Here is an 18,173-nt window from a genome sequence, read left to right on the forward strand (position 1 = left end):
ATCGGTCAGGCGGCGAGGTCGTCGGGCGTGATGGCGCGGACGGCGACGTCGTCGGCGACGTGGATCGGCCGGAGCGGAACGCCCGCAGTCCGCGCCCCGGCGAGCAGGCGGGCCGAGAGCTCGCGGTCGAAGGCGCGGGTGCCGTCGCGTCCGGGGTGGGAGATCAGGAACGCGACGGTCAGGTCGTCGGGGTCCTGGTCGATCACCTGCTGGAGCACGTCGTAGAGATTGGCCACCTCGCGTGGATCGGGGACGTGATCGCTCTCGGAGACCTCGATGAGGAAGCGGGTGGGCCGGTCGTCGGAGCCGATGAAGGTGACCCAGAGGCTCGTCGAACGGAACCCGAGCGGGTGCATCAGCAGCTCCCACATGTGTTGCAGGTCGTGCTGGGTGCGGATGGTCAGCCGGTCGAGCTCGGAAGAGGTGTGGTCGTCCATGTCAGCCAGCCTGCATCGGTTCGGCGTGCCCCGGGCGGTTGTCCACAGGGGTAAGGGACAGAATCGAGTGCTGTGACCGACGCTCGCGAGACCTACAAGATCCTCGATCTCGCGCTCCGGATCGGCGAGATCCTGCTCTCGTCGGGAGCGGGGGCGGCCGACGTGACCGCGACCATGCTCGGCATCACCCACCACCTCGGGCTGCGCAACGCCGACATCGACGTCACCTTCACGTTGCTGCGGATGAGCTACCAGGTCGATCCCGAGGAGATGCCGGTGCTGCTGACGCGCAACATCAGCCAGCGCGACATCGACTATGACGACCTGACACGCACCCACGAGCTGGTCAGCGACATCCTCGAGGACCGGGTCGACGTCGCCGAGGCACGGGCCCGGGTGGCACGGCTCAACTCCACCGGCCACTGGCTGCCGCGCTGGTCGGTGGTCGCGGGGTCGGGCGTGGTCGGCGGCGGCGTCTCGCTGATCCTCGGCGGCGGCGCGGTGGTGACCGTGGTGGCCGCCCTGGCAGCCGTGCTGATCACCATGCTGATGCGCACCCTGAACCGCCAGCGATGGCCGATGTTCTACCAGCAGATCGCGGGTGGGATGGTCGCCACCGCGGTCGCCCTGCTCGTCGCCGCAGGGGCGCAACAGCTCGACCTGACGGTCGACACCTCGCAGGTCATCACGGCCAACATCGTGCTGCTGCTCTCGGGGATCGGCTTCATGGGTGCCATCCAGGACGCGCTCTCCGGCTTCTACCTCACCGCCGGCGCCCGCATCATCGAGGCGCTGCTGGCCACGGCCGGACTGATCGCCGGCGTGTCCGCCGGACTGTCGCTAGCGCGGCCGCTGGGAGTGAGCCTGGTCGGCGTGCGACCGGGCAGCGGCGCGGTGTACGCCGACGTGCCGTTGATCCTGGTCGGGGCGATCGTCTCGGCCTGTGCGTTCGCGTTCACCTGCTACGCACCGCTCCGTGCGCTACCAGCGATCGGGATGAGCACCCTGCTCGGCCACCTGGCGTTCGTCTCGGTCCAGGACCCGGCGCAGTCGATGCCCTGGGCGGCCGCCTGCGCTGCCGTGGTGATCGGGCTGGTCAGCTACACGATCGCCGGCCGGGTCGGCGTACCCCCGCTCGTCGTGGTGGTGCCCGCCCTGGTGCCGATGCTGCCGGGCCTGCTGATCTACCGCGGTCTGAGCCTGATGGCCGACGGCGACACCGCCGGGATCCTGCAGCTCTCCGCCGCCGCGGCCACCACGATCGCGCTGGCGGCCGGCGTGATCCTCGGGGAGTACATCGCCCAGCCGGTCAAGCGGAACGTACGCCGCCTCGAGGGCCGCCTCGCCGGTCCGCGGATGGTCGGCGTCATGCACGGGCACCTCGGTCGGAGGAACCGGACCAGCGCCTGAGTCTTGCCAAATCCGATGGCTCGCAGTCGGATGGGTGGGCCGGTGACATCGGGTTCACCGCGCAGGGAGGCAGCACATGCGTCGCACGGTTCTCGGGTTCGTCATCCTGTCCACCGCCCTGACGGGCACTCTCGCCATCGCGGGGCCGGCGCCCGGAGCTGCTCCCGTCGGAGCCCTGCCGCGCTCGCCGGAGCTCTCCGTCGCCAGCCGGCTGCCCGATCGGCGAAGCCTGTTCGTCGGCGACCGGTTCTGGGGCATGGGTGCGCAGGACGGCAGCTACCCCGCCACCGGCTTCCACACCCGCGGCGAGATGGGTGGCTTCTGGACGCCGCCGGTGAAGCTGCTCGACGGGATCTGGTTCAAGGCCGGCAGTAGCTGGCTGACCGCCTCGCGCTACACCAGTGGCTGGGGCTACCAGCGGATGGACCTCGGCACGCACGACGGGGTCCGGATCACGCGCACCGACTTCGCTCCCGACGGGCTCCGCGCCGGGCTGATCGGGCTGCGGCTCGACGCCACCACCGCGACGACGTTGCCGATCGCCGTCGACGCGCACTCCGAGCTGATGAAGGCCTATCCCTGGGGCGAGACCACGCCCAGCCAGACGACGTACAACCTCCAGGACACCGGCGCCGTGAGTGGCAAGAACCTCGTCTTCCGCGAGCAGGGCACCCCGCCCGGCACCTCCGAGACCCACGACTACGCCGCCGTCGTGGGCTCCAGCCTCACCCCGAGCGGCACCCAGCTCGGAGCCGACCATCGCGGTCCGCAGGCCGACGTCGTGTGTCCTGCCTCGGGCGCCGGCACCCCGACGCCGCCGGACCGGTGCGACGACACGGCGTACGGCAAGGGCACCGGCGGGCAGCTGCAGTACGACGTGGCAGTGCCCAAGGGCGGCCGCACCCTCTGGTTCGCCATCGGCGGTTCCGACCACGGCCTCGCCGAGGCGCAGTCGGCCCAGCAGCGTGCCCTCGCCAACCCCACGGCGCTGCTCCGCCAGAAGCTCGCTGCCAGGAACGCGCTGGCGGCCAACACCCGGGTCAGCCTCCCCGGCGACCGGCTGCTGCAGCGCAGCGTGGCCTGGAGCAAGCAGAACCTCGCCGAGTCGGTGCAGGAGTCGCGCAACCTCCAGGTCCGTCCGACCAACGGCGGCAAGAACTACCCCGCGCCGGTCGGCACGGTCGCGAGGGCGCGGTGGTACGGCGCCGGCTTCCCCGACTACCCGTGGCTGTTCGCGACCGATGGCGAGTACACCAGCTTCGCCGCTGTCAGCAGCGGCCAGTTCGCCACCATCAAGGCCCACCTGCGCGCGCTGCGGGACGTCAGCGTCGCGGCCAACGGGCAGAGCGGCAAGGTCGTGCACGAGGTGACCCCGGACGGCCAGGTCTACTTCGGCGCCAACGCCGACGCCGGCAACACCGACGAGACCGCGAAGTTTCCCTCGATCGTGGCGCTGATCTGGCGATGGACCGGCGACAACGCCTTCCGCGACGAGATGTACGGCTTCGCCAAGCGGAACATGCGCTACATCTACCGCGCCCTCGACGCCGACCACGACGGCTGGCCGGAGGGACTCGGCAACGTCGAGGTCACCGGCATGGGCACCGAGAAGCTGGACAACACCGTCTACACGATCCGCGGGCTGCGCGACCTCGCCGACCTGGCCGCCAGCAAGCACGACACCGCGACGCGACGGTGGGCCACGACCAAGGCCGCCGGGCTGGAGCGACGCTTCGACAGGACCTGGTGGAACGGCCAGGGCACCCGGCAGTACGCCGACTCGCTGGACGACCCTGGCAACCACAAGGTCTTCCAGCGCCACTGGATCGGCGTGACCCCAGCCGAGGTCGAGCTGAAGCGACCCGGACGACCCGACGGTCCGCTCGCGCCGTTGTCCCATGCCCGTGCCCTCGTCGCCCAGCGCGAACGCCCCTGCTACACCGGCACGTTCGGGCTCTTCCACACCGGGTCGGGGAAGACCTCGCCGACCGACGACATCGAGGGTCCGGCGTGTGACACCGCCACCTCGAGCGTGGCCGCTCTGCGCTCGGTGTTCACCCTGAACACCTCGATCATGGCCGCCGCCGAAGCGGCGCTCGGTCGGATGGGTGCAGGGCAGCTGCGTCGCTACACCACCGGCAACGCCCGGGTGCAGCTCGACCCGAAGGTGTGGGAGCTGCCCGGCGCGATGCCGGAGATCGCTCCGTCGCCCGACTTCGGCAGCAACATCGAGAAGAACTTCACCGAGCGGTCGATGGCCCTGCAGGCCTGGGGCACCTACGGGATCCTCTGGCCGGTCGTGCACTACCAGCTCGGCGTCTCTCCCGACCTCGGCCGCCGGCGCGTCAACGTGGTGCCGCAGGTGCCGACGGGTCAGCACCGCGTGGCGGGCAGCCACATCCGGCTCGGCGCTGGCGCGGTCGACGTGACTGCTTCCCGCTACGGGAGGGTGCTGCGGACCGTCGTGCGGCAGAGCGGTCGGTGGCACCTGACGATCGGCGCCGCGCTGCCGGCAGGCACGAAGGTCTCCCGGGTGCGGCTGGACGGCCACCGGGCCAGGTTCCACGTCGTGCCCACCGCACGCGGTCGTGAGCTGCTCGTCAACGGCGGCAGCGGGCGGGGTGTGAGCCGGTTGGTGGTGCGGCTGCGATAGCGGTTGGATGGCGCGTCACACTGGTGACGTGCCTCGCCCTCGACTTCCGCTGGTCCGCGTCAGCCTCGCGGCGGCTGCGGTGCTGCCCGCGCTGTTCACCGCCGCCCGGGGAGTACGCCGCTCCATGGGTGCCGGGATGCGGCGGTTCGACTACAGCGACTCGCCGCAGTTCCACGACGGGCTGTTCCACAACCGGCTGCCCGCGACCGACGCTCCCGAGGGCAGCACGGCCGGCATGGCGGCGGAGTTCGCCACCAAGGGCCGACGGGGCAAGCCGCGCGGACCGGTCCAGCTCGAGACCCCGAACCTGCCGCAGCAGGCCGGCGAGCTGGCCGCCACCTGGCTCGGCCACGCGACCGTCCTGCTCGAGCTCGAGGGCCACTGGGTGCTGACCGACCCGGTGTGGAGCGACCGGGTCTCGCCGTCGCGCAGCATCGGCCCGCGTCGCAACCACCCGGTGCCGATGCCACTCGACGACCTGCCGAGGCTCGACGCGGTGCTGATCTCGCACGACCACTACGACCACCTCGACACCGCGACCATCGACTGGCTGCTCCACCAGCAGAGGTGCCCGTTCGTGGTGCCGCTCGGCATCGGCGAGCACCTGAGCCGCTGGGGCGTGCCCGACGACCGGATCATCGAGCTCGACTGGGACGAGTCCCACCGGGTCGGCGGACTCACCTTCACCTGCACCGAGGCGCGGCACTTCTCGGGTCGCAGCCTGGGCAGCAACACCACCCTGTGGGCCAGCTGGGTGGTCGCGGGGGAGGACCGTCGGGTGTTCTTCGGCGGCGACACCGGCTACACCCCGGCGTTCACGGGCATCGGCGAGCGCCACGGTCCCTTCGACCTGACGGTGCTGCCGATCGGGGCCTACGACTCCCGCTGGCCCGACGTGCACCTCAACCCGGACGAGGCGATCCGTGTCCACCGTGAGGTCGGCGGCAGGGTGCTGCTGCCGATCCACTGGGCGACCTTCGACCTCGCCTTCCACGAGTGGTCCGACCCGGTCGAGTGGCTGCTCCAGGAGGCGGCGCAGGACGCCCTCGCGCTGCCCGCGCCCGGAGGACGGGTCGATCCCGCCGCAGACCTTCCGACCGCCCCGTGGTGGCGCGCCTCGGCCTGACGCCGGCTCAGGTGCAGGGGCCCTTGCCGAGGATGGCCAGGCCCGCGCGGTCTCCCGGACCCCAGGTGGTCTTGCCCTCGTTGTCCGCGTTCATCAGCTCCCCGGACTCGTGCACGTGGCCGAGTCCGAGGACGTGGCCGAGCTCGTGCATCACGATGGCCCGGGTGAGGTCGTGGCCGTGCCAGGCGTGCAGCTCGCTGTTCCAGTAGCGCCGCTCGAGCACGACCTGCCCGGAGATGTAGGTGCTCCGTCCGTTGAGGTTCACCCAGGAGCTGCCACCCTCGCCGGCGATGCCGCGGTCCATCGGGATCTCGGACGGGTCCGCGAACGCGATCAGGACCGGGTAGCCCTCCAGCGTCCCGAAGTTGGCACGGGGTCGGCGCGCGGAGTCCCGGGCGTAGACGAGGTTGAGGTGGCTGGCCGCGGAGGCGGCGCCCATCGCCTCGAGCAGGACCTGCCGGGTGGTCTCGGGGTCGTCCACGCCGTGCAGGTTGAACTCGACGGGGATCGACCGGCAGGAGCTGTAGGTGATCGGTTCGCCGTTGGACCCCGCCTGCGTGGCCAGGAACCGGTAGCTGCCCTCGCCACCGCTCGACGTGAGGGCGCCGATGCCTCCGGCCCGCACCACGAAGACGAGCCCCAGCAGGGCCGCGGTCGCCAGCCCCACGAGTACGACGCGCATGCGGTTCCCCCCGGACAGAACTTCTCGTACTACTACAAATCGACTCGTATTCTCACCGCTCGCGGGCCTGCCCGTCCCGAGAATCGGCCAGTCCGCGGTCGCACCGGGACAGCGCGCGGAACCGTCCCCGCGCGGACGTAGGGTTGAGCCACATGAGCGCGCAGTTCCCCCTCCCCGGTCTTCCCGCCGAGTCGGCGACCCCTGAGGATGGCGGGGAGGACGGCGCCGCCGGAGAGGTCCCGAGGAAGGGCCGTCGGCGGCCGACCCGCGAGGAGCTGCTCGAGGGTCTCAACGAGCCGCAGCGCGAGGCCGTCGTGCACGAGGGCGCCCCACTGCTCGTCGTCGCCGGGGCGGGCTCCGGCAAGACCCGGGTGCTCACCCGTCGGATCGCCTGGCTGATCTCCGAGCGCAACGCCCACCCCGGCTCGATCCTCGCGATCACCTTCACCAACAAGGCCGCGGCCGAGATGCGTGAGCGGGTCACCGAGTTGGTCGGTGGCCGGGCCAAGATCATGTGGGTCAGCACCTTCCACTCGGCCTGCGTGCGCATCCTGCGCAAGGAGATCGACAAGTTCGGCTTCAAGTCGAGCTTCACCATCTACGACGCCGCCGACTCCAAACGGCTGATGACACTGGTCTGCCGCGACCTCGACCTCGACGTGAAGCGCTACCCGCCGCGCGCCATCCTCAACTGGGTCAGCAACGCCAAGAACGAGCTCCAGGACCACGAGGACGCCGCCAAGGCTCTGTCGGATTCGGGGGGCCAGAACGGCACGGAGGAGACCTACGCGGCGGCGTACGCCGAGTACCAGCGCCGTCTCCGCCAGGCCAACGCCCTCGACTTCGACGACCTGCTGATGATGACCGTGCACCTGTTCCGGGCCTTCCCGGCGGTCCGGGAGAGCTGGCGGCGGCGGTTCCGGCACGTGCTGGTGGACGAGTACCAGGACACCAACCATGCGCAGTACGCCCTGATCCACGAGCTGTGCGCCGAGCAGATGGAGGAGACCGGAGCATCCGACGAGGATCGCTCGACTCCGGCGGAGCTGATGGTGGTCGGTGACGCCGACCAGTCGATCTACGCCTTCCGGGGCGCCAACATCCGCAACATCCTCGACTTCGAGCAGGACTTCCCCAACGCGCGCACCATCATGCTGGAGCAGAACTACCGCTCCACCCAGACGATCCTGACCGCGGCCAACGCGGTGATCAGCCGCAACGACGGGCGCAAGCCGAAGAACCTCTGGACCGACTCGGGCGCGGGCGACGGCATCGTCGGCTACGTCGGCGACGACGAGCACGACGAGGCCAGGTTCGTCGCCGAGGAGATCGACAAGCTCACCGATGAAAAGAAGGCGCGGGCCGGCGACATCGCGGTCTTCTACCGGACCAACGCGCAGTCACGTGTCTTCGAGGAGATCTTCATCCGCGTCGGCATGCCCTACCGCGTGGTGGGCGGGGTGCGGTTCTACGAGCGGCGCGAGGTCCGGGACGCGCTGGCCTACCTACGGCTGCTGGTCAACCCGGCCGACTCGGTCTCGCTGCGTCGGGTGCTGAACACTCCCAAGCGCGGTATCGGCGAACGCGCCGAGGCCTGCATCGAAGGACTGGCGCAGCGCGACCGGATCACGTTCTGGGAGGCGCTCCAGCGGGCCGAGGACGCGCCCGGTCTGGCCAGCCGGTCGCTGAACGCCATCAAGGGCTTCGTCGACATGGTCGAGCAGCTGATGCAGATGGTCGAGGCGGGGGAGCGGGTCGACGTCGTGCTCGAGCAGGTGCTCACCCGCAGCGGCTACCTCAAGGAGCTCGAGGACTCCGAGGACCCGCAGGACGAGACCCGGGTGGAGAACCTCGCCGAGCTGGTCGCCGTCGCCCGTGAGTTCTCCGACGACCCGGTCGTGGGGCCGTCCGCCGACCCGGCCGACGAGGACGCGGGGCCGCCTGGGCTCTCGGACTTCCTGGAGCGGGTGGCGCTGGTCGCCGACTCCGACCAGATCCCCGACGGGCCCACGGATTCTGACGGGGAGGGGTCGGGTGGCTCTCCCGGGGTGGTGACCCTGATGACGCTGCACACGGCGAAGGGCCTCGAGTTCCCGGTCGTGTTCCTCACCGGGCTCGAGGACGGTGTCTTCCCGCACATGCGGTCGCTGGGCGACAAGCCCGAGCTCGAGGAGGAGCGGCGGCTGGCGTACGTCGGCCTGACGCGTGCTCGCGAACGGCTCTACATCTCCCGGGCCGTCGTACGTTCCGCGTGGGGGGCGCCCCAGCACAACCCGGCCTCGCGGTTCGTCGACGAGCTGCCGGCCGACCTCGTCGAGTGGCGCCGTACCGAGAGCGCGATGTCGTCGTGGAACCGGCCGCAGTACGGCCTGCCCGGATCAGCCTCCGGGCGTGCACCACAGCGTCGTTTCGGTACGGCGACAGCCCGCTCCGACGCCGCCAAGAAGGCCAAGGCCGCCCGGCCGATCCCGTCGCTGGACCCCGGCGACCGTGTGCAGCACGACACCTTCGGCCTGGGCACGGTCGTCGCGCTCGAAGGTGCCGGCGACAACGCCGTCGCCTCGATCGACTTCGGCACCGACGGCGTCAAGCGGCTGCTGCTGCGCTACGCGCCGGTGGAGAAGCTCTAGCTCGCTCGCCTACTCCTTGTGCGTGGGAGCCAGCCTGGCGACGAGCTGTGTTCGTGTGTGCACGCCCAGCTTGGCGTACGCGTTTCCCAGGTGGTAGCCAATGGTCTTGACGCTGAGCACCAGCTGCCGGGCCACCTGTTGATTCGTCATCCCTTCGCAGACCAGGCTGACGACGATCTGCTCTTGCGGGGTGAGCCCGTCCACCTCCGACCGCGTCGAGGAGTCGGAAGGGACTCCGTTGGCGCCGAGCTCCTCGGCGCAGGCGTCCACGAAGGGTGTCGCACCGAGGGCGCGGAAACGATCGCTGGCGTCCTCGAGGTGGGCGCGTGCAGCGCGGCGCTCGCCACGTCGTCTGAGGAGTCGGCCGTACGAAGCGCGGATCAACCCCTGCTCGAGTGCGTCAGCGGCGTCGTCCAGCCGCAGAGCCTCGTCGAACGACGCTCGCGCCTTGGTGTGCTCGCGTCGGGCGGTCGCCAGCTCGCCCCTGACCCTGGCGAGCGCGGCGAGCCTGGCACGCGAGCCTCGAGCAGCCGCGATGGCCCCCAGTCGATCCAGCTCGGCCTCGGCCTCCTCGAGCCGACCCAGCTGGACGAGTGCCGAGGTGAACTGGACCGGCCAGCTGAGCCACCCCGGCTCGTCGGTGGGACCGCTCAGGCTGAGCAACAACTGCGAGCGGGCGACGACTTCCTCCGGTTCTCGCCGGCACGCGGCGACGTGCACGCCGAGGTTCTCGCAGACCGCCCAGGTCGCCGGGTCGCCGAGCTGCTCGCCGATGAGGCGTCCGTCCGCGAGATGCTCCTCCGCGCGGGGCCACCAACCCCGTCCTGCGCAGACAAGGACGGCAACCGCGTGGAGATAGCCCTGGACCCAGAGCTGTTCGCTGTCCTCCGCGAGCGAGATGGCCTGTTCCGCAGTGGTCAACGAGCTGTCCCATCGACCCAGCCGGTACTCGACCTCGGCCAGGACTCCCATGCCGAGCAGACGTTGCGGTGCGACCTCGCTGGCGCTGCTCCGGCACATGACCGTCAGGTCATGGCAGGCTCCGTCGAGGTCGTCCAGCAGAGCCCGAACGGCGCCACGGGCCGTCAGCTGGTGCTGCCCGTCCGGACCGACGGCTTCGGGAGCCGGCGGCAGGGCCGCGAGAGCGTCCAACGCGGCCTCTGGCTGACCCGCGATCACGAGTCCGACCGCTCCCGCCGCCACGGTTGAGTCGGCCAGATCGGGCGGCAGGTCCTCGGCCAGCGCCCTGGTCGCCCAGTCGGCGGCGCCGAGCCCGTCGGCCTGCATGTTGTAGAGCTGCGCCAGGATCGCGGCGAGCTCTCCGCGGCCACGCGTGTCCAGCTCGTCGGCGCGCTCCCATGCCTGGGTGGCGAGCTCAGCCGCGGCGCTCGGCTGTCCACCGAACCAGGCGATCTTCGCCTGGAGGTAGACACGGACGGCACCGCCGACGTCCTCGGCAATCGACTCCTCGGCTTCCTTGGCGGCTGTCACGTCTCCCGCGATCAGGAACAGCGTTGCCGCATCCATGAGCCACGACCAGCCCGCGCGGCCTCCGACGTGGCCGGCTTTGAGGTAGTAGTCGGCTGCCTGGCGGAGGTCCCCGCTCTCATGGAGCTGCGCGGCACGCGCAGCGAGCTCCGCGGCCAGCTCGGGGTCCGGTCCGCTCGACGCCGCCAGGCGATGGAACAACGCCTGGTCGTCCTCGCACAGCACGGCCGCTCGCTGGTGCGCCTTCTGCCTTTCGAGAGGGCCGAGGTCGTCGTACACGGCCGCCCTGACCAACGGGTGCGCGAAACTGATCCGCCACCCCCCGTCGGTCTGCGCGCAGGTGAGCACCTGCGCACGGGTGAGCTCCTCCAGAGCCTCCTCAGGCTCGTCAACCTCCGCCAGGGCCGCGACGAGCGAGAAGGGTGTGCCGTCCGCGAGGACTGCGGCGGACCTGGCCAGCCTGCGCGCCTGCTCCGACTGCGAGGCGACCGAGCTGAGCACCAGCAACGCGTACGACTGAGGGGCAGGCAAGGAGCCTGGCGCCTCGAGAACCTCGGTGGACAGCTCACTCATCAGGGAGCGGAGGTACAGCGGGTTGCCACCGGTGTGCCTCCTGAGCCGACTGGCCGACCTGGGTGAGACCTGGCCATGACCGAGGGTGGACCCGAAGGCGATCACGTCATCGTCGCTGAGCCCTTCCAGCCGGACCCGGCCGTCCACACCGTCCACCAGCTTGAGCAAACCTGACGGGAGTCTCCAGGAGTCCTCGGAACGTGTCGTGAAGACGGCCATGACACGGTCCGCCCGGAGGCGGCGCAGCGCGAACGTCAGCGCAGCCATGGACTCCTCGTCGGCCAGGTGCACGTCATCGACAACGAACACGGTCGGCGCTCGACCGGGTCGGTCGTCCAGTCGCCCGAGCAGGTCGGCGCCGGCGGTGAACGGATCGACCCAGCTTCTGTCGGGCGTCCCCATGAGCTGCTGGAGGACGCCGAACCGCAGGGTGGTCTCCACGTCGTCGCCTGAGGCCGACCAGACGGACTCGGCGTCCAACCCGTTGAGGAAGGCCTGCACCAGCGACGTCTTGCCGACTCCGGGCATACCTTCGACCACGACGGCCTGGGGAACCCCGGCCGCGGCCTCGGCCAGGCGTGCCCGGAGCAGCTCCAGCTCAGCGGCTCGCCCTATGAATGTCGGCATCGCTCAGACTCCCGGTTGGCTCGGCCAGACCGTCCGAACCACTGCTCGTTCCGACGGTAGCGGAGTTGGTGCTGCGCAGGACAAGGCCGCCGACTGCGCTGGCCCAGACGAGCGCAGCGAGAAGGGCGAGCTCCCGGCCCGCCTGGCCGGCGGATGTCGCCCCTGGTCGTGCGTGGAGCGGCGTCGCGGTCAGGCCAGCGGCCAGCAGCAGATAGGTGGTGGCATGAGCCAGGCGGCACGCGCGCCGCGCCCGGTCGGGTACGAACCGGACCGGCTTGGTGGCGAACTTTCCCGGCGGACCACCGGCCAGGAACGTCTTGTACGTCTCGATGGTGGCCACCGAAAGGCCGCCTGCCGACAAGATGAGCGCGGGCAGGTCCGTGGTGAACGCCAGCAGAACACATCCCCACACCGTTGCCACGACCGGACTGCGGAAGAACTTCGCCAGCTGGAAGCCCTCGACCGGGGCGTCCTTCCAGGCGCCGCCGAAGGCGGTCAACCACCCCCCGAGGCCCACCAGCAAGGCCGCCGAGTACGAGGCCTGGCGCGAGTGGACGCTCAGTCGCGACGCAACGAGGTAGGCAACGACGAACCCCAGGACGATGACCGCACCCACGGCGTACCGCGGCAGTCGCGCGTCGACTGGTCGACCGCGGACTGCCAGACGCATGGGTATCGCGTAGGCACCCTGGAAGTCCTCACGGAGGATGGTCTTCCACCACTCGGTGACCAAGCGCTCCGCGGTGTAGCAGACACCGACGGCGACCAACACACCCGAGGCCGGACGGACCGCTCCCGCCAGGTTCAGCAACAGCCCGGACACCACCCCCAGGACGATGCTCCGCGTGAAGCTCGTGAGTCGGAAGCCCTCGAACGGTGAGTCCTTGAACGCACCCCAGGTCGAGGCGTGCAGGCCGGTCAGCGCACCGACTGCGGCGTAGATCGCGAGGCTCATCGGAGCTGCCCGGCCGCCATGGTTCGGGGTGCCAGGTCAACGCGCTGGGTGTCCAGTGCCGCGATGAGCCGCAGGCCCACACCGACGCAACCCAGCGCTGACAGCTGCAGGGCAAGCATGGTCGGGGTGTGCGCGGGCAGCTCACCGAAGACCACTGCGCCGAAGAGGACCGCCACCATGATGTCGACCACGTTGACCATCGGCATCGAGTGCGAGATGGGGGCGAGCTGGTAGGCGCGCTGGTTCATCGCCGTACCGAGTAGCCCGGCCGCTACCAGCATGCCGAGCACGACCAGAGTGGTCGGCAGTCCTGACCGGTTCGTCGTCACCGATGTGCCCACCAGCTTCAGCAGACCGGCGGTGGCGCCGAACATGACGCCCGCACCGGAGCCCAGGATCGCGGCCTGGCGAGTGGGAGCGGCCGCAGAACGGCGGCTGCGGCTTGCCCGGAGGGCGAACAGCCCGACGATGAAGCATCCCAGCACGAAGGCTCCGGTGACCGGCATCCCCGGCGCTGCACCTGAGGACTCGGTGTTGATGGAGAGGATGAACACGGTGAGCCCGACCGCCGTGACCCCCACGGCCCGGATCTCGCACGGGCGTGGCGCCTTGTGCTCCAGTGCGGACCGCACGGGCACGGCCAGTACGACACCGACCAGCATGAGTGGCTGCACCAAGGCGATGGAACCGATCCTCAGGGCGAGCGCGTGCAGCACCAGGGCGCAGAAGGAGATGCAGGTCGCGACGACCCAGACTCTCTGCCGCGCCAGATGCCCCAGCACGGCCAGCACCCGGCGCACCGCCGGAGGCACCGTCCCCGCGGCTCGATGCTGCAATGCGTTGGAGGTGGCGAAGCTCGCCGCCGACGCGAGCCCCATTGCCACCGCTGCGCCCGTCGTGCCGGCACCGCTGAACAGCGCCGTCGTCATGTGAACCGCCATGTCTGCCTCCACTGCTCCGTGATTGCTGTGCTCAGTGGCTCGACGCTAGGAAGGCGGGAAGGTGTGCGCCCCAGGCAATTTCCCGGGTTCGGCGGAAGGGTCTGGCCGAGGGGGCCGCCCACGACGGTGGTCCTGCAGCAGCAGCCCGGGACGACCCCGTCGGTCGACGAATCAGACGGGTTGCCAGGACCCCTGACGGCTCCGGACGGGATCGTGTGTCGCCCCGGCCGGTGCGAGCTCCGGCAGCGCGACCGAGGGGATCGGCAGTCCGATGCGCAGCATTCGGCGGAACGAGACCAGCTTGATCACCAGCAAGCCAACTGCGACAACCGATCCGAGGGGCATCGAGCTCGTGACCAGCAACAGCACGGCGAAAAGGGCAGAGTTCAACGTCTTCCCCGGCTTGGACCAGTTCCAGAGGAAGAGCGTGCGGTCGACGACGTAGAAGTAGTTGGGGCTCGTGATCGGCCAGGCCAGGAACCCGATGGAGATGAAGAAGTCGACCACCATGAACTCGGCGAGATAGACGAAGATCGCCGGGACCAGGTGCGGCTCCATCCACGCGAGGCCGACGTAGAACGCGGCGCAGCAGAGACGGTCGCACAGGATGTCGAGGACGGCGCCGGTGCGGGTCTCGCAGTCGCGGACCCGGGCGACGAACCCGTCGAGCGAGTCCCCGATCCAGTAGACGGCGAGCGCGAGGACGAGCAGCGCCAGGTTGCCCTGGTAGGCAGCCAGGCCCGCCAGGATCACCGAGCCGACCGTGCGGACCGCTGTGACGACCGTCGCCGAGGTGGCCAGTCGCTCGCGAGACGGGTCGGCGTGGATGCGCGGCCGGCGAGGAGGGTCGGAACCCTCGACAGCGGGGAAGGCCGACGGGGTTCGCTTCGTCGAGCCGCTCGGGCTGAATGATCCGTACATGGCCGCACCTTTCGTTGCGATCCTTGATCGCGAGGACCAAGGGTGGGCTGCGACCGTAGGTGGGGCGCGGCGCAGTGCGCCCCGGGTGGACGCCCGGGTTCGGCGACCAGAAAGTTGGGCCGCACCCACCAGGCCCCCAGCCCAGCGTTCGTCGAAACCGGTGAGCCGATCCAGGGCATTCACCCGGGGCCAAACGCGCACGGGCTTCCTAGGCTGAGGCCCCGAGTCGCTGAGGCACGGTCAGCGGCGAAGCGTGGTGAATGCCCGCCAAGGGCGAGGAGGTCAGGCTGTGCGTGTCGTTCTCGATCTCAACCCGGGAGTCCACCCGATCTCCGGCACCCTCGCCCACCCTGCCGTCGAGCGAACGGTGGCCTTCAGGGGGACGCTGGAGCTTCTGGCGCTGCTGGAGGCGACCCTCACCGCCCCGCAGGCAGTGTCCGGCAACGCTGACGAGGCCGCGGCGGTCGGACCGTGAACAGCCCCGCTTGCGCGCAGCCGCCGTCGAGTCCGACCGCTAGCTCGTTCGCGTGCATGCGGCGGCTGATGACGGGCGCTGCCGCGGTGGTGACGTTGTGCATGGTCCCGGCCTGCGGAAGCGCCCCGGAGCCGGGCAGCACGCATTCGCCCACCGCCCCGTCGTCGACTGTGTCGCGCGCAGCCATCGCGGTGACCTATGAGGGCCACGACCAAACCAGCGACGGGCCGTCCGACGCCCACATTGACCTGGTCGCGGTCCCCCCGGACCACGTGCGCTATGCGCTCAAGCAAACCGGATACCCGCAGATGCTCTTCGTCTACGACGGCACCAGGTTGCTCGTGCACGACCCGGAGGAGTCCCAGCCCTGGAGCCTCTACGAGAAACCAGAGGAGCACCCTGATCAATTCGTCGTCTCGGATCTGTTCGCGGCACCCGGCAGCGCCGAGTTCGCGAAGGGCTGCCCATCTGCAAAACCCCTCGGACACAAGCGCATCCTCGGGCGCAACGCTGCCGGCTACCACTGCGCGGCCCACTTCCTCGCCGACGGGAGCGGCACCTTCGCGTTCACCGAATGGCTCGACCAGAAGACGAACGTCCTGCTGGAGTCAGACCAGATTCACGCCACGTCGTTCGACGATCACCCCGACATCAACGCAGCAACCTTCTCCACCACAGCGCCCGCTGGCGCGAAGGTCGCGGTGTACGCCGCACGGCAGCACGCCGGCGACCCACCAAAGAAGGCAGCAGCCTTCGACCTCAACCGTGTCACCGGATCCAGCGGCACCGGGACCGTCAGCCTCTCCGACTACACCGACAAGCCGGTCGTGCTCGCCTTCTTCTCTTCCGATCTCGCCTTCGGAGACGAGGACTGCGCCGGGTGCCTCGACGCCCTGGCCGCGTTGACACAGCTCACCCACGGTGGCACCAACCCTGCCGTCCTTGCCGTCCAAGACGGAGAAGAAGGCAAACCCGGCTACCCGCTCATCCCCAAGGGCCTCCACGTCGACGTCGTCGTCAACGACCCCGCCTCGGACGTGCAGCATGCCTACGGCCTGGATGGCCAGGTCGGGTTCGCGTTCATCGGCGCCGACGGCACGGTGCACCAGGTCTTCAACAAGGCACCGACCGACCAGCAACTCAAGGACGCCGTCGACGCGATCCGTTGACGTTCGCATGCCCGAGATGAGGAGGGACCAGCTGATGCGGAACCGGATGCTGTGGGCCGGTGGAGCCTGGTTGGTCCTGGTCGCCGTGTACGGCTGGGTCACCAGTGTCAGCGTGCTCTCGGAGACGCGGTTGAACGTGCTGCTCACGTTCGTGTTCCTCGGCGCGACCATCACGTGGGGTGCGTTCCTGGCCACGCGGGGGCTGTGGCGTGCACTGATGGTGTCGACACCCCTCGGTGCGGCCGTGTTCGTCGTCACCTCGCTGGTGGCCGATGGCACACAGCACACCTACGACGAGCAGTTCTACGAGGACTCCTCCGACCTGGAGTACCTCATCATCGCGTCCTTGGTGGTCTTCACCGTGCTGCTCGCGGTTGGTGTCGCCACCCAGGCGGCGTGGCGGCTGGGACAACGGTCTCCCGGAGAGCGTGATGCCCGCCGAAACTCAGGGACCGGGGGTGGGGCCGGCGACGCCCAGCTGCCCCCGGGCCCCCTGGCGTGGGCGGGTGGCTGCTGGCTTCTGCTGCTCGCCGTGTTCGGCTGGGTGGAGGGCAGCTCCTTGGGGGAGGTCACCGCAGGGGTGACGGCCCTGCTCCTCATCTCGCTCATGGCCACCATCGCCTGGGGTGCCGTCTGCACCACGCACAGACTGTGGCGGGTGCTGATCTGGTCAACCCCCGCCGGGGCAACTGTGCTGACCGTCTCGATCACAACGTCGTTCATGGGGGACGAGTCCGGCGTGGATTCGTACTACCCGCAATGGATGTTCGCCGCTTCCCTGGTCGAGGTCGCGGCGGTCACGGCGGCTGGGGCAGCTGCTGCAGCACTCTGGCGCCTCGCGCGCACCCGGTGTGGGCGCAGCCCTCAGCCCTCAGCCCTCGAAGAAGACAGCCCGGACACACGGAACGGCGTGACCCACCCATGACTCCCCAGATGACTCCCCAGACGACTCCCCAGACGACTCCCCAGACGACTCCCCAGACGACTCCCTCAACGACGCTTCCCGGCCGCCTCGCTGGTCCGCTCGGTCGATGTCTGTTCTCTGTTGGCCTCGTCGCCCTCACGAGTGCCTTGACCGGTCTCGCCGTCGCTCCGGCCAACGCCACCTATCCCGGTCGCAACGGGCGCATCGTCTACGTCAACACCCTGGACAGCCCTGACGTGGAGGTCGGAGTGAACGAGATCTTCACCGTCCGGCCCAACGGCACCGGCAGGCGGCAGTTGACCTACCGCGTGAACAACGACAGTCCCGACTGGGCTCCCGCGGGACACCGCATCGCCTACGTGCACTGGTTGAAGAGCGGTGCAGTACGAATCTGGGTGATGGGCGCGAATGGCCACCACAAGCACCAACTCGTGCCGGGAGGTCGCCATGACTTCGACCAGGACCCCACCTGGGCGCCGGGCGGGAAACGGATCCTCTTCATCCGGACGTCCGGGGTCGGCAGGGTCGACCTGATGGTGTACTCGTTGGCATCGCACACCGTGCAGGCCCTCCACGTAGGGCGCGGCTTCAGCCTGATCCCCGAGTCGCCAGCCTGGTCCCCGGACGGTCGCACCATTGTCTTCAGTGTCCTGGACAAGGCGTCGAACGACGGCGACCCACAGACTGACCTGTTCACAGTGCGCGCCAACGGCACCGGGCTCACTCAGATCACCCGGACGGCCAAGACCTCCGAGGAGGGGGTCGACTGGTCACCGGATGGTCGACGGCTGCTGTTCACCCGGCTCTGGGGGGCCTGCGAGGAGGAGGTCAACACGATGAACCCCGATGGCACCGACCGCCGCCGCGTCCGCTCGGGCTGCACGACGAGTGAACCCGCCTGGTCGCCTGACGGGCACCGGATCCTCACCTACGCCGTGATCGGACGCCGATGGGGCGTCTGGGCGATGACACCGACCGGGGCGCACCGACGATTCATCGCGCGCGGCGGGGACGGACACTGGCAGCCCCTCCGTTGACCTGAGGAGCCAGCTGCTCTCACCGGACTCAGGCTGGCTCGCACTTCACAGGGTCACCACAGGTAAGGGCGAGGTCGGGCTCAGTCCCCGGCACCACAGTCCTCTCCGGGTACGTCGGAGAGGA

At 69.8% G+C, this 18,173-nt stretch carries 14 protein-coding genes; 8 read left to right on the forward strand and 6 right to left on the reverse strand.

Features of this window, described 5'->3' with window-relative positions:
• Nucleotides 1-5 precede the first annotated feature (5 nt).
• Nucleotides 6-437, reverse strand: coding sequence for a hypothetical protein (locus H976_RS28405; protein ID WP_051275984.1), 432 nt, complete (start codon nucleotides 435-437; stop codon nucleotides 6-8).
• A 72-nt stretch (nucleotides 438-509) separates the two neighbouring features.
• Here H976_RS28405 and H976_RS24085 point away from each other — a divergent pair, with 72 nt between their 5' ends.
• The 3 genes from H976_RS24085 to H976_RS24090 all read left to right on the forward strand — a co-directional run bounded on the left by H976_RS24085 (nucleotide 510) and on the right by H976_RS24090 (nucleotide 5,626).
• The gene (locus H976_RS24085) at nucleotides 510-1,847 is read left to right on the forward strand and encodes a threonine/serine exporter ThrE family protein (RefSeq protein WP_051275985.1); all 1,338 of its coding nucleotides are present in this window, start codon (nucleotides 510-512) and stop codon (nucleotides 1,845-1,847) included.
• Between the two features lie 76 nt (nucleotides 1,848-1,923).
• Nucleotides 1,924-4,500, forward strand: coding sequence for a glycogen debranching protein (locus H976_RS0101945; protein ID WP_231388767.1), 2,577 nt, complete (start codon nucleotides 1,924-1,926; stop codon nucleotides 4,498-4,500).
• A gap of 28 nt (nucleotides 4,501-4,528) precedes the next feature.
• Nucleotides 4,529-5,626 carry an MBL fold metallo-hydrolase gene (locus tag H976_RS24090; protein ID WP_231388768.1) on the forward strand — a complete coding sequence of 366 codons (1,098 nt, stop codon included), beginning with the start codon at nucleotides 4,529-4,531 and terminating at the stop codon, nucleotides 5,624-5,626.
• A 7-nt stretch (nucleotides 5,627-5,633) separates the two neighbouring features.
• Here the strand turns inward: H976_RS24090 and H976_RS28410 are convergent, their stop codons facing one another.
• Complete coding sequence (locus H976_RS28410) at nucleotides 5,634-6,308, reverse strand: matrixin family metalloprotease (protein WP_027860148.1); 675 nt, start codon at nucleotides 6,306-6,308, stop codon at nucleotides 5,634-5,636.
• 152 nt (nucleotides 6,309-6,460) lie between these two features.
• On the opposite strand from H976_RS28410, the gene pcrA reads away from it, so the two are divergent.
• On the forward strand, nucleotides 6,461-8,938 hold the full coding sequence (pcrA, locus tag H976_RS0101960; RefSeq protein WP_027860149.1) for a DNA helicase PcrA: 2,478 nt from the start codon (nucleotides 6,461-6,463) through the stop codon (nucleotides 8,936-8,938).
• Nucleotides 8,939-8,947: 9 nt separating this feature from the next.
• On the opposite strand, the gene H976_RS0101965 is transcribed toward pcrA, so the two are convergent.
• The 4 genes from H976_RS0101965 to H976_RS24100 form a co-directional block, all read right to left on the reverse strand.
• Nucleotides 8,948-11,626: a LuxR family transcriptional regulator gene (locus tag H976_RS0101965; protein ID WP_081682593.1), complete on the reverse strand. Its 2,679-nt coding sequence runs from the start codon at nucleotides 11,624-11,626 to the stop codon at nucleotides 8,948-8,950.
• Nucleotides 11,598-12,581 (reverse strand): hypothetical protein, encoded by a 984-nt coding sequence (locus H976_RS0101970; protein WP_027860151.1) that lies wholly within the window; start codon nucleotides 12,579-12,581, stop codon nucleotides 11,598-11,600. The genes H976_RS0101965 and H976_RS0101970 overlap by 29 nt, the downstream gene beginning before the upstream one ends.
• A complete protein-coding gene (locus H976_RS0101975; protein WP_036223945.1) occupies nucleotides 12,578-13,522 on the reverse strand; it encodes a hypothetical protein in 945 nt (314 codons plus the stop codon). The genes H976_RS0101970 and H976_RS0101975 overlap by 4 nt, the downstream gene beginning before the upstream one ends.
• 171 nt (nucleotides 13,523-13,693) lie before the next feature.
• Entirely contained in the window at nucleotides 13,694-14,443 is a 750-nt protein-coding gene (locus H976_RS24100) for a CDP-alcohol phosphatidyltransferase family protein (RefSeq protein WP_081682594.1), read from the reverse strand.
• 289 nt (nucleotides 14,444-14,732) lie between these two features.
• On the opposite strand from H976_RS24100, the gene H976_RS0101985 reads away from it, so the two are divergent.
• From H976_RS0101985 to H976_RS0102000, 4 genes are all read left to right on the forward strand, one after another.
• Nucleotides 14,733-14,918, forward strand: coding sequence for a hypothetical protein (locus H976_RS0101985; protein WP_027860153.1), 186 nt, complete (start codon nucleotides 14,733-14,735; stop codon nucleotides 14,916-14,918).
• A gap of 56 nt (nucleotides 14,919-14,974) precedes the next feature.
• Nucleotides 14,975-16,087 (forward strand): hypothetical protein, encoded by a 1,113-nt coding sequence (locus tag H976_RS0101990; RefSeq protein WP_155917887.1) that lies wholly within the window; start codon nucleotides 14,975-14,977, stop codon nucleotides 16,085-16,087.
• A gap of 16 nt (nucleotides 16,088-16,103) precedes the next feature.
• Entirely contained in the window at nucleotides 16,104-17,012 is a 909-nt protein-coding gene (locus H976_RS29810) for a hypothetical protein (RefSeq protein ID WP_155917890.1), read from the forward strand.
• 146 nt (nucleotides 17,013-17,158) lie between these two features.
• On the forward strand, nucleotides 17,159-18,049 hold the full coding sequence (locus H976_RS0102000) for a PD40 domain-containing protein (RefSeq protein WP_027860156.1): 891 nt from the start codon (nucleotides 17,159-17,161) through the stop codon (nucleotides 18,047-18,049).
• The last annotated feature ends 124 nt before the right edge of the window (nucleotides 18,050-18,173 follow it).

This window comes from Marmoricola sp. URHB0036 (assembly GCF_000426045.1).
In the GTDB taxonomy this organism is placed as follows: domain Bacteria; phylum Actinomycetota; class Actinomycetes; order Propionibacteriales; family Nocardioidaceae; genus Marmoricola.

Excerpts from the sequence above, each read along its gene's own strand:
- H976_RS28405 (WP_051275984.1), bottom strand. The coding sequence starts at position 437 with ATGGACGACCACACCTCTTCCGAGCTCGACCGGCTGACCATCCGCACC.
- H976_RS0101945 (WP_231388767.1), top strand. The coding sequence starts at position 1,924 with ATGCGTCGCACGGTTCTCGGGTTCGTCATCCTGTCCACCGCCCTGACG.
- H976_RS28410 (WP_027860148.1), bottom strand. The coding sequence starts at position 6,308 with ATGCGCGTCGTACTCGTGGGGCTGGCGACCGCGGCCCTGCTGGGGCTC.
- pcrA (WP_027860149.1), top strand. The coding sequence starts at position 6,461 with ATGAGCGCGCAGTTCCCCCTCCCCGGTCTTCCCGCCGAGTCGGCGACC.
- H976_RS0101965 (WP_081682593.1), bottom strand. The coding sequence starts at position 11,626 with ATGCCGACATTCATAGGGCGAGCCGCTGAGCTGGAGCTGCTCCGGGCA.
- H976_RS0101970 (WP_027860151.1), bottom strand. The coding sequence starts at position 12,581 with ATGAGCCTCGCGATCTACGCCGCAGTCGGTGCGCTGACCGGCCTGCAC.
- H976_RS0101975 (WP_036223945.1), bottom strand. The coding sequence starts at position 13,522 with ATGGCGGTTCACATGACGACGGCGCTGTTCAGCGGTGCCGGCACGACG.
- H976_RS24100 (WP_081682594.1), bottom strand. The coding sequence starts at position 14,443 with ATGTACGGATCATTCAGCCCGAGCGGCTCGACGAAGCGAACCCCGTCG.
- H976_RS0101990 (WP_155917887.1), top strand. The coding sequence starts at position 14,975 with ATGCGGCGGCTGATGACGGGCGCTGCCGCGGTGGTGACGTTGTGCATG.
- H976_RS29810 (WP_155917890.1), top strand. The coding sequence starts at position 16,104 with ATGAGGAGGGACCAGCTGATGCGGAACCGGATGCTGTGGGCCGGTGGA.